Here is a 14,636-nt window from a genome sequence, read left to right on the forward strand (position 1 = left end):
TTCTCCTCTGCTGTTATGACAAAATGAGCGAAAAATGTCAGGATGTCAATTGACAATCTGGAGGCGTAACGTCACTGTGTCATCATGGCCGAAACCGCGCCACAGACCACCCCCATGCCCGAGCGTCTGGATACCATCCTCGACGCCGCCTTTCGTGCATTCGCAACCTATGGCTATCGGCGTACCGCTATGGATGACATTGCCAAGGGGGCAGGCATCTCGCGCAGCGCGCTTTACCTGCACTTCCGCAACAAGGAAGACATCTTCCGCTCCCTTGCGGCCCGCTATTTCGACGAAGCGCTGCGCGACATGGTCAGCGCGTTAGAAAGGCCGGGCCAAACACTGGAGCGGGCCCTGCTGGCAGCCTTCATCGCCAAAGATGGAAAGTTCATGGAAGCGGTGCTCACTACCCCGCATGGCGAAGAACTGATGGATGCCGGGTTCTCGGTCACCGGTGATCTGGCTGCAGCAGGCGAGGCGCGGATGGTCGATGCCTTGGGCGAATGGCTGTCGCGCCGCCCTATCCCTCCGGGGCTTGGCACGGCCCGCGACGTTGCCGCAACGATCATCACTTCGGTAAAGGGCCTAAAAACTTCTGTCCGCGGTATGGAGGATTATCGCGCTGGACAAGCGCGCCTTGCCGCACTCTTTGCCCGCGCGCTTGCCTAGTCTTTCGAACGAGGCGTCAGCCGGTAACGACCGAGGACAGCGCGTCAGCTGTTTCCCTTGCCCTCGCTGGGACAGCCGCAATCAGATCAGGCAGCCGCTGTGCAGCTGCTTCGCTGCGGGCCACATTCTCGATTTCCTTTAGCGCCGCATGCAGACCCTTCGCGCCGATGCTGGCCGCCGAACCCGACGTCCGATGCGCCGTCCGCGCCAAGGTTTCGAAATCGCGCTCCCTCAAAAGACGCAGCAAGGCAGCCTGCGTTTCGGCAACCTCATCCAGCATACGACGTACAAAGGCGTTGAAGGTGTCATCCCCCAGCGTCTCGCGCACTTCCTCAACGACATCGACATCAATCAGCATGGCCTAACGCTCCGCAATGGCCCAACTCTATGCAGGTCGGAATAGGGTGCAAGACCGACGAAAGCCATGCTACTACCTGAAAGTATAAGATTTGGACGAAATTAGCGTTATTCCGCTGCAGATGACGCCCAATTGGCGGATTTCCCCTGCGTCAGGCCAAGGTCAGGCCGCCTGACCAAGGGCATTATTGACTTCAGTCACGATTGTGCCAAGCGGTTGCTGCGTCAGGCGCCGTGGCATAGCCAACACGACCCTTTGCTGCAAATCTTCATCCAGCCGTGCCCGGATCGCGTCAAGCAAAGGGTCCGGTGCCGCCAGAATCAAACGATCAGCCCGTCCCCGCGCCGCTTCACGCGCCAGACGCCCCACCAATTGCGCGGCCAGCGCTGTAATGGCCAGACGGTCACGATCCGTCGCTTCGGGCAATTCTGCCCAATTGTCAGGACGGTGCATTTCGGGCGCATCCATTCGGTCGATCAACCGCAGATCTGGCTGGCGCATACATCCGGCGTTTTCAAGGATCATCGCACCGTCGGGGCAGGCAACAACAATCCAAGTCCCGCGATACAGACCCGACATATCGATCCTCCCAATCCAGAATGAAGCGCGTTTTTCTTCAGGTGACCATCGCCGCGCAGGGCGGAAGTGCGGCAGCGTGACGCAGACCGCTGGATCAGGGCCGTTTTGGCGCGTTTGCGCATTATTCTCACGCAGTCGTCATCTTTGGTGATCTCCTGCGGGCGACTTTTCAGGCAGGTTGCGATTTCGCTTGCCAGACAGGGGCTTGGCTCGGTTAACCTGTTCTACAGATGAACAACAAGGTAGGCGCGGGCGTGGGTGTTTCGACTCCCCTGACAGACAAGACCGCCGCCGAGGCGATACGGGTGGAAGGCCTGCGCAAATCCTTTGGCCCACATGAGGTGCTGAAGGGTGTCGACCTGACCGCGCATGAAGGTGACGTCATCGCGGTGATAGGCGGGTCGGGATCCGGCAAATCGACCATGCTGCGCTGTATCAACTTTCTGGAAACCCCCAGTGCGGGCAAGATTGTGATTGCAGGCGAAGAGGTGCGCCAACGTCCCGATGGCGGCGGCGCGGCCGATCGCCGACAGATCGAACGCCTGCGCCGCAGCCTTGGCATGGTCTTCCAAAGCTTCAACCTGTGGACGCATAAGACCGTGCTAGACAATCTGATCGAAGTGCCGGTCCACGTGCTTCGCGTCCCAAAGGCCGAAGCGGTTGAACGCGCGCGCAGCCTTCTGGCGCGTGTGGGTCTGGCCGAAAAGGCCGACAGCTACCCCGCCTTCCTATCCGGTGGCCAGCAACAGCGAGCCGCCATCGCACGCGCCTTGTGCATGGAACCGCGCGCCATGCTTTTCGATGAACCCACCTCCGCCCTTGATCCCGAATTGGTGGGCGAGGTTCTCTCCGTCATCCGGGGGCTCGCGGCGGAAGGGCGCACCATGATCCTTGTGACGCATGAAATGAAATTCGCGCGGGAGGTGGCCAGCCATGTCATCTTCCTCGCCAATGGGCAGGTCGAAGAACAGGGCCCGCCCGAACAGGTGTTCGGCAAACCGCAATCTCCGCGCCTGCAACAATTCCTCCGGTCCGTGGGCTGAGAGGGGAAAACCAACTCAGGGAGTCTACAAATGAAAAAAACCGTCACTGCCGCGATTGCCTTGTCCTTCGGCCTCATGGCCAGCGCCGCCAGCGCGCAGACCGTCAAGGTTGGCATTGCCGCCGAAGCCTATCCCCCCTTCGCCAGCCAAGATGCCAGTGGCGCCTGGGTCGGCTGGGAGGTGGAGATGATCGGTGCCATCTGCACCGCCGCAGAACTGACATGCGAGATTGTGCCGGTCGCATGGGACGGCATCATCCCCGCCCTGACAGCAGGCCAGATCGACGCGATCATGGCATCGATGTCGATCACCGAAGAACGGATGAAGACCATCGATTTCTCTGACAAATACTACAACACGCCCACCGTCGTCGTCGGAACCAAGGGAATGGAGATGGACGCCACCCCCGAAGGCCTGACCGGCAAGATCATCGGCGTGCAGGTATCCACCGTGCACCAAGCTTATGTAGAGCAGTACTTCGCCTCCGTCGCCGCCGAGGTGAAAACCTATCAGACGCAGGATGAGGCCAACCAAGATCTCGTCGCGGGCCGTATCGATGCCATTCAGGCCGACAGCATCGCCTTGGATGCCTTCCTCGCCACAGCGGAAGGATCGGTCTGCTGCGAAGTGAAGGGCACCGTCGCGGATGACCCGGCCATCCTTGGCCTTGGCGTCGGCGTCGGTCTGCGCAAGGGCGAGGATGCGCTGAAAGCTGCCTTCAACAAGGGCATCGCCGGGGTTCTGGCGGATGGCACCTACGACAAGGTCACGGCGGGCTATTTCGCTTCGTCAATCTACGGGAACTAAGGGCTGACGGGCAGGAGAGGGGGGCATGGGCACGCTGGACCTTCTGGCCCTCTCTCCACCCGGCTGGGGGGCAACCCTTCTGGCCGGGATGTGGAACTCACTGCTGATTGCAGTAGGGGCCTTTGGCCTCGGCCTTGTCCTTGGCACGCTAGGGGCTTGGGGCAAGCTGCATGGCGGGCCGATCACACGCGACCTATTGGGGATGTATACAACCATCGTCCGCGCCGTGCCCGAACTGATCCTTATCCTCATCCTCTATTTCGGCGTGACCGATCTGGTGAACCAGATCCTGATCGCCTTCGGACATGACCGCATTCAGATTTCGGGCGTAGCAGCAGGCATCGCCGTCCTTGGCATCGTGCAAGGCGCCTATGCGACCGAGGTGCTGCGCGGTGCCCTTCTTGCCGTCCCGCCGGGGCAGGTCGAGGCGGCAAAGGCCATGGGGATGCCGCCGCTCCTCATGGCGCGTCGGATCATCTTTCCCTCCATGCTCGGCCTTGCCATGCCGGGTCTGGCCAATCTCTGGCTGATCGCCACCAAGGACACCGCCCTTCTGGCCGTCGTCGGCTTTTCCGAACTGACCTTCGCCACCCGGCAAGCGGCCAGTTCGACCAAAGCCTTCTTCACCTTCTTCATGGCGGCAGGCGTGATCTATCTCATCATCACCCTTCTCTCAGGCTGGGCCTTCGCCCGGATCGAGGCATGGGCGCGGCGGGGAGAACCCCGCAATGCGGGGGGTTAGGGCGATGCGCGGATGGCTGCAGCCGCATCGTATCATCCTTGTCCTGATCGGGCTGGGGCTGGTCTGGCTTTGCGTCACGCAGATGCGTTGGGACTGGCTGCCGAAATACGCCCCGATGATGGCCGAAGGCTTATGGCGCACGATCTGGCTGCTCGTGCTTTCTTCGGTCTTTGGGATGGCCTTGGCCATTCCCTTGGGATTGGCGCAGGCGGCGGGGCCTTGGTATCTGGCCCGCCCGGCACAGGTCTTTTGCACCGTCATCCGGGGCACGCCGCTCTTGCTGCAGATCTGGCTGCTCTATTACGGCCTCGGATCCCTCTTCCCGCAATATCCATGGATTCGCGAAAGCGACCTTTGGCCCATCCTGCGGCAGGCTTGGCCCTATGCACTTCTGGCACTCACCCTCTCCTTCGCGGGATATGAGGGAGAGGTGATGCGCGGTGCCTTTCGATCCGTCCCCCGCGGGCAATTAGAGGCTGCACGGGCCATGGGCATGCCGCGCCACCTGATCCTATGGCGCATCTGGCTGCCTCAGGCCCTGCGCGCTGTGCTGCCCACGCTGGGGGGCGAAACCGTGCTACAAATGAAGGCAACGCCTTTGGTCGCCACAATCACCGTCGTCGAAATCTATGCCGTGGCAAGCCGGGTGCGACAGGACACGTTCATCGTTTATGAACCGCTTCTGCTTCTGGCCTTGGCCTATCTCGCGCTGGCTGGACTGATCGTTTTGGCCTTCCGCTGGTTCGAAAACTTGGGGCCGGTGCGGCACCGCCCGAATTAGGCGATGCCGCACCTATTAAGCCGCCAAGGCCTTAGCTATTGCCGCCGTTGCCGCCGCCGGAGTTGCCACCATTGCCGTCGCGGGAACTATCGCTCGTATCAGAGCCGTTCGAATCCGAAGACGGGCCATTGTCATCCGAGGTCGGGCCATTGTCGCCGGTGCTGTCACCCCCCGACCGCAGCGAATACCGGATTTCGCCGTCCTGAATGCGAACGCGCACCTCCTGACCGTCCACCGTTGTGGCCCGAACGCGGATCGCCCCGTCAAAGCCGGTGCGATAGCGTTCCACCGTCAGGCCAGCCGTTCCAAAGGCATCGCGGATGCCCATCTCGTCCGGCGTCGCGCCGCCCGCAAAGAGAGTGCCAAGAAAATCCAGATTGATGGGCGCCGGTGCCGCCGGCGGGGTGGGTGCCGCAGTCTGGGCAAAGCCCGCCTGCGCGGCGACCACTGCGACGGCGGTCATCGCGAGAATGCGCTTGGTCTTCATCATGATCTTTATCCTTCTCTTTTTGTAATCGGAGGGGCGTTCGCCCCCGTCCTCTCGACAGGTTTGCCGGCGGTCTTTGCCGCGACGCCTCAACACATGTCTGGTCCGGCACCCCACGGCTATAGACCGGTGGTTTGATCGGACGCGTTCACCCGAAAGGATGATGAAAACAAACCGAAGTTTATAGGGATTTCGTTATATATTCAGATAGTTGCGCGAATTTCTCTGAACCCCGCGCCCCGGCGGAAACCCACCATTCAAGGTCGCTTCTACCCGATGATTTATGGGCATCTATCCATGGTTGAAGGACGGGAGCCCCGCCAGATGACGGATCAACGCAAAGCCGATCAAATCATCGGCTGGAACTGCCGGGGATACAGCGCCGAAAGGCCCAGCCAAACTGTCGCCATCGCCTCATCCGGTGCATAGGGCGTGGCCATCGTCATCAAGTCCAGCCACACCCCTTCAATCGATATGCGAATCAGGCGTGAAACGCGGGCAGGATTATGCGCATAGCCATGTGCTTCATTCATCCGCGCACAGATGCCTTCCAAAACACGGTTGTAATGATCGTCATTCGATCCGCAGCGCGCTTGGTAGATCGGCCTGCTCTGGCTTTCTCCCCAAAAGGCGCACCACGCCGCCAGCTTGTCGCGCGTACAAATCGCCGGGTTGAAATCGGCCCGCACCAATGCCGCCAGTTGCACTTCGGGTGAAGAGCCTGCCTCAGCCAAGGCCGCCTGCCAATTCGCCCGATACTCCTCTGACAGGAAATCCAGCGTCTCGGACAGCAGGTTCTCCTTCGTTTCGAAATGAAACAGCACCAGCCCATGCGACAGCCCCGCGCGACGCGCCACCGCCGTTAATGTGGTGCGAGAATAGCCGAGTTCCGCCATTGTGCTGATCGTTGCCTCAATAAGCTGGGCACGGCGCGCATCCTTGCTCAGAGTGCGGGGGGGGCGTTGGTCGGTCTGAAGGGTGGGTTCAGTCACGAGGCACCTTTCACGGCACGGGGTTCCGTCGAAACTCATGTCGTCGGAAAAACACCATCCGACAAGAGGAGACTACCGCAGAAAGTGACAGGCGAAAAGTATTGATTGACAACTCAGTCAGTCGAATGCCAGCCTTGGGCGTCAAGAACACGAGAATCCGTCATGACCCCGCGGCCCCAGCGCAACCTTTCCAAGTCAAACGCCCAATTCCAACGCGCCCTCAAAAGGTTGCCTTTGGGCGTCTCATCGACCTTCCGCTATTGGGGTGAAGATCGCACAATCTATGTCGCGCGCGGCAAGGGTGGGCGCACCTGGGATATCGACGACAATTGCTATGTGGACTACCGCCTTGGCTATGGCCCGGCGATCCTTGGTTATGCCGATGACCGCGTCGATGCCGCCGCCCGCAAAGGGATGGATGTGGGCGGTGTCTTCGCCCTGTCCACCGAACGCGAACTGATCGTCGCGGACCGGATCGCCAAGATGGTGCCTGCTGCCGAACTCGTCCGCTTCTCCAATTCAGGGACCGAGGCGGTGATGGCCGCCCTTCGCCTAGCGCGGGCCCATACGGGGCGTGAATCCTATCTGCTGGTCGAAGGCGGTTATCATGGCCTCTTCGATGCCGCGATGTGGCAAGCCGATGTCGAAGGCTGGCAAGAGGGCGGCAATACCGACCCAGAGGTGGTGCCCTATGGCAAGGGTATCCCGCCCACGGTCCGCAGCCTTGTCCACCTCACACCGATGAACGATGCGCAGCGGCTGGAAGATATGTTCCGCCGCCATGGCAATGATCTGGCCGCCATGCTGATCGAACCCATACAGGGCAACTGCTGTTCGATCATGGCGAACGCCGAATATGTCCACCTCGCCCGCGAACTTTGCACGCGCTACGGCGTAATGCTGATCATTGATGAAGTGAAATCCGGCTTCCGCGTCGGCAAAGGGGGCATACAGGGTATCCTCGGCGTCACGCCGGATATCACCACCTTCGCCAAGGCCGTGGCGAACGGCTATCCCATCGCCATTGTCGCGGGCCGCGAAGACGTAATGCGCTCGTTCCGCTATGGCGGCGCAAGCCATGGTGGCACCTATACCGCGCATTCCGTAAGCCTTGCCGCCGCCGATGAATGCCTCCGTATCCTTGACGAAACCCCCGCGCTTGAAACACTTGCGGATTATGGCGAACGATTGAAATCCGGCATCTCTTCGATCCTGAACGCGCGGGGGATCGTGCATTCCTTTTCAGGCCATCCGTCGATGTTCGGCCTCTTCTTCGCGCCTGAACCACCCGATAATTACCGCGCCTGGAAGACATCGGATTACAGCTTCTATGATCGGATGGCGCATTATCTGCATGATCTGGGCATCATCTGCGAACCCGACAGCCGCGAACCTTGGTTCATGTGTGAAGCACATGGCACCGATCCCACCTGCCTGGCCGATACGCTGCGCGCCGTAGAAACCGCCGTCGATCTGACGCTAGAAGACATGGAAGCAGAAGGGGCAAAGGACGCCGCCCATGTATGATGCGGTGGTCATCGGGGCGGGCCATAACGGCCTTGTCGCCGCCTGCTATCTGGCGCGGGCAGGCCTGAAGACGGTCATCGTCGAAAAGAATGACTGGATCGGTGGCGCCGCCGTCAGCCGCGAACTTTATCCCGGCTTTACCTATTCCAACTGCTCTTACGTCAGCAGCCTTTTCAGGCCCGAAATCATGCGCGACCTCGATCTGCCGCGACACGGTCTGCAGATCCTGCCCTATGAAGGTGGTGCCTTGATGACCCGCGACGGCGGCTATCTGGGCATGTTCCGCGACCATGAAGTGAACCGTCGCGAAATCGCCCGCCATTCTCGGCGTGACGCTGAAGCCTATGATCGCTACGCCCGTGATATCCTTAGAAACTGCCGCCTGATCCGGCCCATGCTGATGCGCCGCCCGCCCGATCTGGCCAGTTTCCACCCTCGCGACCTGTCCGAACTCCTCTGGCTTGCCCGCCAAGTCACCGGCCAGTCCGAAGCCGCGCTTTGTGACATGCTGCGGTTCTGGACCATGTCGATCAGCGATTTTTTGGACGAATATTTCGAAAACCCCGCCGTGAAGGCCTATCAAGCCGTAGGGTCGATCATCGGAACCGCATTGGGTCCGATGTCGCCGGGAACGGCCTATGTCCTTCTCCATCACGCCATGGGCGATGTGGACGGGAACGTGGGCGCATGGGGCTATGCACGGGGCGGTATGGGGTCCATCACTCGTGCGCTCGCCGACAGTTTCCGCGCCGCGGGTGGCGAAATTCGTGCCGGTGTCGGTGTGCAAGAGGTGCGCATCAAGGGCGGACGTGCCACGGGGGTCGTTCTGGCCAACGGGGATGAGATTTCAGCCCGCCGCGTCCTGTCAAACATGGATGTCCGCCGCACCTTCCTTGGCCATGTCGACCGCAAGGAACTGCCGCCCGATTTCGTGAAACGGGTGGAAAGGTTCAAGACCCGCGGTTCCTCCGGCAAGCTCAACATCGCGCTGGACGGCGTGCCGCGCTTCACCGCACTGCCAGAAGGGGCACCCAACCTAAAGGGCGACCTGCATTTCACCGACACGATCGAGGCGATGGAACGTGCCTATGACGATTGGAAGGCCGGTCATTTCAGCCGTCACCCGTTTCAGGACGTGATGATCCCAACGATGATCGACCCGACGATGACCCCGCCGGGCAAGCATTTCATGTCCTGCTTCGTGCAATACGCCCCGCCTCAGATCGAAGGCCGGGCATGGACGGATGCTGATCGCGATGCCTTTGCCCGCGCCTGCATCGACCAGATAGAGGCGCACGCCCCCGGCTTCCGCAACCTGATCCTGCATGTCGAGGTGCGCACCCCGCGCGAGTTGGAGGCAGAGGTGGGCCTGACCGAAGGAAACATCTTCCAAGGCGAACTCACTTTCGACCAGATGTTCTTCAACCGCCCCGTGCCGGGCTATGCGAATTACCGCTCACCAGTAAAGGACCTGTGGATTTGCGGGTCGTCCACCCATCCGGGCGGCGGCGTCATGGGTGCGCCCGGCCGAAATGCCGCCCGCGAAGTGCTGCGCGATCTGCGCCAACCCGTTTCCCACATGAGCGACGCCTATGCCATCGTTTGACACCATCGTCATAGGCGCTGGCCCCAACGGCCTTGCTGCCGCGCATCGGCTCGCCAAATCCGGGGCGAAGGTGCTGCTGCTGGAAGCTGCTGCCATTCCGGGTGGCGGCGCTGCGACCTTGGCCCATCTGTCCTACAATCTCGACCCACGCGTGGCCGAAGGGATGGACCTCGCCCGCCATGGCCTGTCTTGGGCCGCAACGGCCCTACCGACCACCGCCTTGGCCGAGGACGGCAACCATCTGCGTCTCGACGGTGTGCTGGGCGAACGTCTTTCTGGCCCTGTGAACGCTGCCGATATCAAGGCATGGGCCGAACTCCGCGCACGGCTATTGCGCTTTGCCGCTGTGCTTGCGCCGCTCAATACCATGACCCCACCCCGTCCCGCCGCCGATCCGGCGAACCCGATCCTAAAACTGGCCAAGATCGGGCTTAAGGCGCGGATGATGGGCGCGGCCGAGTTTCGCGAACTGGGCCGCATCTTCCTGACCAACGTCTTCGACCTGTTGGATGATGAACTCAGCTCGCCCCTTCTGAAAGGGGCGCTGGCCTTTGACGCGACCCTAGGCTCATGGCTTGGCCCCCGGTCGCCGAATTCCGTTCTGCCTTGGCTTTACCGCCTGTCTGGTTCGACCGATGGCAAACAAGCTGCGATTGGCCTGCCCAAAGGCGGCATGCCTGCACTGGCTAAAGCAATGGCCAAGGCGGCAACCGCGGCAGGTGTCACCATCCGTTGCAACGCCCGCGTGGCAACCATCGACGTGGAACATGGCACCACCACCGGGGTAACCTTGGCCGATGGCGAACAGATCACCGCGCGCCGTATCGTTTCGACCCTAGCACCCAAAGTGACACTGACGTCGCTCATCAATCCCCGTCATCTGGACGCCGGCCTGACCACACGCGCCCGCCACCAAAAGGCACGCGGTGGCGCGGCGCGTCTGGACCTGACGCTTTCCGAGCTGCCTGATTTCCGGGGGGCGGACCTGACGCATCGCCTGCTTATCGCCCCCTCGGATCAACACGTAGAACGCGCCTTCAACCCCGTGAAATATGGCGAAGTTCCCGATAGACCGGTGATGGAAATCCTTATTCCCACGGCCCATTCTACCACAACCGAACACCAGCTTTCGGCTGTGGTCCAATACGCCCCTCATGCGCCTGCGGATCGCGACGCCGCCCGCGCTGCCATGCTTAGCGCCTGCCTTGCTCAGTTGGAACGCCACGCTCCCGGCATCGGCGCCCGCATCACCAATGCCAGCATTCGCATGCCCTATGACATCGAGGCCGAAACCGGCCTTCCCGGCGGCAATTGGCATGCAGGCGAACTCACTGTGGAACAGATGCTGTTCCTGCGTCCCCTTCCCGGAATCGCCCAGTATCGCACACCCATTTCTGGCCTCTGGCTCGCCTCTGCGGGATGCCATCCCGGCGGTGGGGTTTCGGGCACCCCCGGCTGGAACGCCGCCCTCGCGATGGAGGCCGCCAGATGAACGACCTGCGCCATTACGAAACCTCCCTCCTTCCCACACCCTTTCACGCCCGGACCGAAGCCGCGTGCAAGACGCATGCTTGGGCCAATTGGGGCGGCTATCGCACCGTCACCACCTTCGAAGACCTTGCGATGGAACATTCCGCCATCCGCAATGCGGCCACGCTTTATGACCTTTGCCCGATGATCAAATATCGGATCGAAGGCCCCGATGCGCTGGCCTTCCTTGACCGCCTTACCCCCCGCCATGTCGGCAAGTTGCGGGTGGGATCGGTGCATTACACCATCTGGTGCGATGATGCGGGCCATCTTCTTGATGACGGCACCCTTTTCCGGTTGGCCGAGAACCGCTTTCGCCTGTGCTGTCAGGAACGCCACCTCCCTTGGCTGCTGGACAGCGCATATGGCTTCGACGTCACCGTGACGGAAGAAACCGACGAGATCGCCGCCCTGTCTCTGCAAGGCCCCACCTCGGCCGAAATACTTCGCCGCGCTGGGTTCGATATCGACACCCTCAAACCCTTTCGCCTAACGGACCTACCCTTCGCGCAAGGCCGCCTGATGATCTCGCGCACCGGCTTTACCGGCGATCTGGGCTATGAACTTTGGACAACGCCCGACCTCGCGCTTGCGCTTTGGGATCACCTGATGCAGGCGGGCGCATTATATGGCCTGCGTCCGATCGGGTCCGACGCGCTGAATATCGCGCGGCTTGAGGCCGGGTTCATCATCACGGGCTACGACTTCATCCCCGCCCATGTCTGCCTGCGCGAAGATCGGTTGCGCAGCCCGCTCGACATGGGTCTGGGCTGGCTGATCGATTGGGACAAGGGCCATTTTACAGGACGGAACGCCTTGCTGAAACAGCGCGCGAAAGGCCCGAAATGGGCCTTTGTCGGGCTGGAAATCGAAGGCAACATCCCCGCCGATGGCGCAATTCTTTACCGTGCGCAAAAGCATGAGGCCGGCGTGGTGACCGGGGCTTGCTGGTCCCCCACCCTGAAACGCAACATTGCGCTGGCACAGGTTCAGGCTGATCTGGTGAAAAGTTCCGATCTATGGGCAGAAATCTATGCCCTGCGCGAGTTGCATTATGCCAAGATGATGATGCGCGCCCGGGTGGTGGACCGTCCCTTCTACAGCCCCGCCCGCCGCACCCAGACCCCGCCTGCGAGGTTCTGATGGGACAGGAAGACCGCCATCCGCTTTCCCCCCGCCTCGGGCATTGTCCGGCAGGTCTCCCCCGCTCGGCCTATCTGGATGCGGGTTGGCTCGAACGTGAAATGGCCAGCATTTTTGCCCGCCACTGGGTCATGGTTGGTCGGGTGTCCGATTTCACCCCCGGCAGGATGCGGCGGGTGACAGTGGGCAATGCCCCGGTGATCGTTGCAAGAACGGCAGATGGTGGCATCGCGGCCTATCACAATTCCTGCCCTCATCGCGGATCGGAACTCTGCCGCGCCGAGGTGGAAGAGATCGGCCGCCTGATCCGCTGCCCCTATCACGCCTTCGCCTATGCCGCCGAGGATGGCCGCCTTGTCGCCACGGGCCATGCCCGCCCCACGGCGGATTTCGACCGCGCGGCCCATGGACTGCGCGACGTGGCGCATCAGGTTTGGAACGGCTTTCTCTTCCTGTCGCTGTCCACGAATCCGCCGCCCCTACATGCCGACGTGCCGCTGTCCACGCTGGACAATTGGCCCATGGCCAGCCTTGTCACCGGGCATCGCTGGCAGGCCGACATCGAATGCAACTGGAAAACATTCTGGGAAAATTATTCCGAATGCCTGCATTGCCCCGGCATCCACCCAGAGCTTTGCGATATGGTTCCCGTCTATGCCCGTGGCATCATGGGCGTGACCGAGGCGCATGACTGGCAACCCGACCACCCCACCCAGCCCAATCTACGACCGGGCGCCCAGACATGGACGGCAGACGGCGCGCTTTGCGCCCCCCCCTTCCCCGGTCTTTCCGATGCCGAACGCGCCGTGGGTTATACTTTTGTCACCCTCTGGCCTACGGCCTATGTCGTGGCCCATGCCGATTACGTCCGTTCCGTCCGCATCGAACCTCTGGCACCCGAACGCACCCGGCTGACCGCCGAATGGCATTTTGCGCCAGAGGCGCTGCCAAAACTCGATCCCGCTGCCGTCGCGGCCTTTGCCATCACGGTTTTGGAACAGGATGGCCATGCCGCTGAAATGAACCAGCGTGGCATGCGCTCTCCTGCCTTCAACGCCGCGCGCCTGATGCCCGAAGAATACGAGATTCACAATTTTCATCGCTGGATTCTATCTGAAATGGAGGATCGCCCATGACCGATCTGCCCTATGCCACCCTGCCCATCCCCAATGACTGGGATCGTCGCGGCCTGCCCGCTTGGGCCTATCACTCGCCCGCGCTCTTTGATCTGGAGCGCGACCATGTGTTCCTGAACCACTGGCAAATCGTCGGGCATGAATGCGACATTCCTGATCCGGGCGATTGGCTGTCCTTCGACCTGCTTGGTGAACGGGCCGTCATCATGCGCGGGGCAGATGGCGTGGTGCGGGCCTTCCACAACCTTTGTCGCCATCGCGGCGCGCGCGTGGTGGATGGCGTTGAAGGCAATTGCAAAGGCGCCATCGTCTGCCCCTTCCATGGCTGGGTCTATAACCTTGACGGCACGCTGCGTGGGGCCGCTCGCCCCTCCACCTTTGGCGAGATGAAGCGCGAAGATTTCGGCCTAAAGCCCATCGAATTGTCCATCGCCCATGGCTTCCTCTTCATCCGGTTCAAGCCGGGGCCACAGCCTGCGGTCAGTGACCTTCTGGCCCCCTTCGCCGTTGATTTCGACGCCTATCGGATGACCGAGCTTCTGCCCGTCAACACCCCGGACTGGACAACCGAATTGCCGGTGAACTGGAAATCGGTGCGCGACGTGGACAATGAAGGCTATCACGTCGCCCTCGCCCATCCCGCGCTGCAAGAACTCTATGGCCGCACCTATCGCGATCACCAATTGGAAAACGGCCTGTCGATGTCCATTGGCTGGTACGGCGATGCACCGGGGCGGGGCTGGTCGGTTCGGCAATATGTCCGGCATTCACCCGAACGGACCGACCTGCCGCCGCATCTGCAAAAGGCATGGACCTATTACGGCATCTTCCCCAGCATCGTCTTTTCCATGACACCGGAAGGGGTGCAGTTCTATCAGGACATTCCCCTGTCTGTGGGCCACACCCGCCTTACAGGTCGCACCTATCGTTGGGCGAACGAAAGCCGCGAAACCCGGCTCGCGCGGTATTTGGCAATGCGCATCGACCGCGCCACTTCGGCCGAGGATCAGCAGCTTTCCATCTGGTCGAACGAGTCGATGAAATCGCAATCCTTCGAAGGTTTTCACCTCTCGGATCTCGAATACGGTCTGCGCCGCCACCATGACAGCCTGCGCGCCTTGCTGCCTATCCTTACGGTCGAGGACACGCCCGAAGAAAGCCAGATACCGGCACTGAATGCACAAATGGCTTGCCGGAATCACCCCCCGGCGTAAGCTGACCTCAATGATACAAATG

Annotated in this window: 15 protein-coding genes; 11 read left to right on the plus strand and 4 right to left on the minus strand. The window is 61.3% G+C overall.

The features are described 5' to 3' along the window. Positions 1–84: 84 nt before the first annotated feature. Positions 85–669, plus strand: a complete 585-nt coding sequence (locus tag QF092_RS19715) for a TetR/AcrR family transcriptional regulator (RefSeq protein ID WP_281470423.1) — start codon at positions 85–87, stop codon at positions 667–669. A 16-nt stretch (positions 670–685) separates the two neighbouring features. Here the strand turns inward: QF092_RS19715 and QF092_RS19720 are convergent, their stop codons facing one another. Together QF092_RS19720 and QF092_RS19725 are read right to left on the minus strand one after the other, a co-directional pair. Then, positions 686–1,027 carry an Hpt domain-containing protein gene (locus QF092_RS19720; protein WP_281470425.1) on the minus strand — a complete coding sequence of 114 codons (342 nt, stop codon included), beginning with the start codon at positions 1,025–1,027 and terminating at the stop codon, positions 686–688. A 162-nt stretch (positions 1,028–1,189) separates the two neighbouring features. After that, the gene (locus QF092_RS19725; protein WP_281470427.1) at positions 1,190–1,606 is read right to left on the minus strand and encodes a baeRF12 domain-containing protein; all 417 of its coding nucleotides are present in this window, start codon (positions 1,604–1,606) and stop codon (positions 1,190–1,192) included. A gap of 230 nt (positions 1,607–1,836) precedes the next feature. Between QF092_RS19725 and QF092_RS19730 the strand changes: the two genes are divergently transcribed. From QF092_RS19730 to QF092_RS19745, 4 genes are read left to right on the plus strand one after another with little or no spacing between them, the layout of a single operon-like run. After that, complete coding sequence (locus QF092_RS19730) at positions 1,837–2,649, plus strand: ABC transporter ATP-binding protein (RefSeq protein ID WP_281470429.1); 813 nt, start codon at positions 1,837–1,839, stop codon at positions 2,647–2,649. 30 nt (positions 2,650–2,679) lie between these two features. Beyond that, the gene (locus QF092_RS19735) at positions 2,680–3,456 is read left to right on the plus strand and encodes a transporter substrate-binding domain-containing protein (protein WP_281470431.1); all 777 of its coding nucleotides are present in this window, start codon (positions 2,680–2,682) and stop codon (positions 3,454–3,456) included. 25 nt (positions 3,457–3,481) lie between these two features. Continuing rightward, positions 3,482–4,198, plus strand: a complete 717-nt coding sequence (locus QF092_RS19740; RefSeq protein WP_281470433.1) for an ABC transporter permease — start codon at positions 3,482–3,484, stop codon at positions 4,196–4,198. A 4-nt stretch (positions 4,199–4,202) separates the two neighbouring features. Then, entirely contained in the window at positions 4,203–4,979 is a 777-nt protein-coding gene (locus QF092_RS19745) for an ABC transporter permease (RefSeq protein WP_281470435.1), read from the plus strand. A gap of 31 nt (positions 4,980–5,010) precedes the next feature. Here QF092_RS19745 and QF092_RS19750 read toward each other — a convergent pair whose 3' ends face one another. Then, complete coding sequence (locus tag QF092_RS19750) at positions 5,011–5,469, minus strand: hypothetical protein (protein ID WP_281470437.1); 459 nt, start codon at positions 5,467–5,469, stop codon at positions 5,011–5,013. A 344-nt stretch (positions 5,470–5,813) separates the two neighbouring features. Next, positions 5,814–6,458, minus strand: coding sequence for a TetR family transcriptional regulator (locus tag QF092_RS19755; protein ID WP_281470439.1), 645 nt, complete (start codon positions 6,456–6,458; stop codon positions 5,814–5,816). Between the two features lie 162 nt (positions 6,459–6,620). Here QF092_RS19755 and QF092_RS19760 point away from each other — a divergent pair, with 162 nt between their 5' ends. From QF092_RS19760 to QF092_RS19785, 6 genes are read left to right on the plus strand one after another with little or no spacing between them, the layout of a single operon-like run. After that, the gene (locus QF092_RS19760) at positions 6,621–7,985 is read left to right on the plus strand and encodes an aspartate aminotransferase family protein (protein WP_281470441.1); all 1,365 of its coding nucleotides are present in this window, start codon (positions 6,621–6,623) and stop codon (positions 7,983–7,985) included. Further along, positions 7,978–9,591 carry a phytoene desaturase family protein gene (locus tag QF092_RS19765; protein WP_281470444.1) on the plus strand — a complete coding sequence of 538 codons (1,614 nt, stop codon included), beginning with the start codon at positions 7,978–7,980 and terminating at the stop codon, positions 9,589–9,591. The genes QF092_RS19760 and QF092_RS19765 overlap by 8 nt, the downstream gene beginning before the upstream one ends. Then, positions 9,578–11,083 (plus strand): phytoene desaturase family protein, encoded by a 1,506-nt coding sequence (locus QF092_RS19770; protein ID WP_281470445.1) that lies wholly within the window; start codon positions 9,578–9,580, stop codon positions 11,081–11,083. Before QF092_RS19765 ends, QF092_RS19770 begins: the two co-directional genes overlap by 14 nt. Beyond that, entirely contained in the window at positions 11,080–12,264 is a 1,185-nt protein-coding gene (locus tag QF092_RS19775; RefSeq protein ID WP_281470448.1) for an aminomethyl transferase family protein, read from the plus strand. Before QF092_RS19770 ends, QF092_RS19775 begins: the two co-directional genes overlap by 4 nt. Continuing rightward, positions 12,264–13,400 carry an aromatic ring-hydroxylating oxygenase subunit alpha gene (locus QF092_RS19780; RefSeq protein WP_281470450.1) on the plus strand — a complete coding sequence of 379 codons (1,137 nt, stop codon included), beginning with the start codon at positions 12,264–12,266 and terminating at the stop codon, positions 13,398–13,400. The genes QF092_RS19775 and QF092_RS19780 overlap by 1 nt, the downstream gene beginning before the upstream one ends. Next, on the plus strand, positions 13,397–14,614 hold the full coding sequence (locus QF092_RS19785; protein WP_281470452.1) for an aromatic ring-hydroxylating oxygenase subunit alpha: 1,218 nt from the start codon (positions 13,397–13,399) through the stop codon (positions 14,612–14,614). The genes QF092_RS19780 and QF092_RS19785 overlap by 4 nt, the downstream gene beginning before the upstream one ends. Positions 14,615–14,636: the final 22 nt, after the last annotated feature.

The organism is Fuscovulum ytuae, from assembly GCF_029953595.1.
Lineage (GTDB): Bacteria > Pseudomonadota > Alphaproteobacteria > Rhodobacterales > Rhodobacteraceae > Paragemmobacter > Paragemmobacter ytuae.

What these genes read in the sequence shown, in the direction of transcription:
- QF092_RS19750 (WP_281470437.1), bottom strand. Translation starts at nt 5,469, where the DNA reads ATGATGAAGACCAAGCGCATTCTCGCGATGACCGCCGTCGCAGTGGTC.
- QF092_RS19765 (WP_281470444.1), top strand. Translation starts at nt 7,978, where the DNA reads ATGTATGATGCGGTGGTCATCGGGGCGGGCCATAACGGCCTTGTCGCC.
- QF092_RS19760 (WP_281470441.1), top strand. Translation starts at nt 6,621, where the DNA reads ATGACCCCGCGGCCCCAGCGCAACCTTTCCAAGTCAAACGCCCAATTC.
- QF092_RS19770 (WP_281470445.1), top strand. Translation starts at nt 9,578, where the DNA reads ATGCCATCGTTTGACACCATCGTCATAGGCGCTGGCCCCAACGGCCTT.
- QF092_RS19725 (WP_281470427.1), bottom strand. Translation starts at nt 1,606, where the DNA reads ATGTCGGGTCTGTATCGCGGGACTTGGATTGTTGTTGCCTGCCCCGAC.
- QF092_RS19730 (WP_281470429.1), top strand. Translation starts at nt 1,837, where the DNA reads ATGAACAACAAGGTAGGCGCGGGCGTGGGTGTTTCGACTCCCCTGACA.
- QF092_RS19720 (WP_281470425.1), bottom strand. Translation starts at nt 1,027, where the DNA reads ATGCTGATTGATGTCGATGTCGTTGAGGAAGTGCGCGAGACGCTGGGG.
- QF092_RS19775 (WP_281470448.1), top strand. Translation starts at nt 11,080, where the DNA reads ATGAACGACCTGCGCCATTACGAAACCTCCCTCCTTCCCACACCCTTT.
- QF092_RS19745 (WP_281470435.1), top strand. Translation starts at nt 4,203, where the DNA reads ATGCGCGGATGGCTGCAGCCGCATCGTATCATCCTTGTCCTGATCGGG.
- QF092_RS19735 (WP_281470431.1), top strand. Translation starts at nt 2,680, where the DNA reads ATGAAAAAAACCGTCACTGCCGCGATTGCCTTGTCCTTCGGCCTCATG.
- QF092_RS19785 (WP_281470452.1), top strand. Translation starts at nt 13,397, where the DNA reads ATGACCGATCTGCCCTATGCCACCCTGCCCATCCCCAATGACTGGGAT.
- QF092_RS19715 (WP_281470423.1), top strand. Translation starts at nt 85, where the DNA reads ATGGCCGAAACCGCGCCACAGACCACCCCCATGCCCGAGCGTCTGGAT.
- QF092_RS19780 (WP_281470450.1), top strand. Translation starts at nt 12,264, where the DNA reads ATGGGACAGGAAGACCGCCATCCGCTTTCCCCCCGCCTCGGGCATTGT.
- QF092_RS19740 (WP_281470433.1), top strand. Translation starts at nt 3,482, where the DNA reads ATGGGCACGCTGGACCTTCTGGCCCTCTCTCCACCCGGCTGGGGGGCA.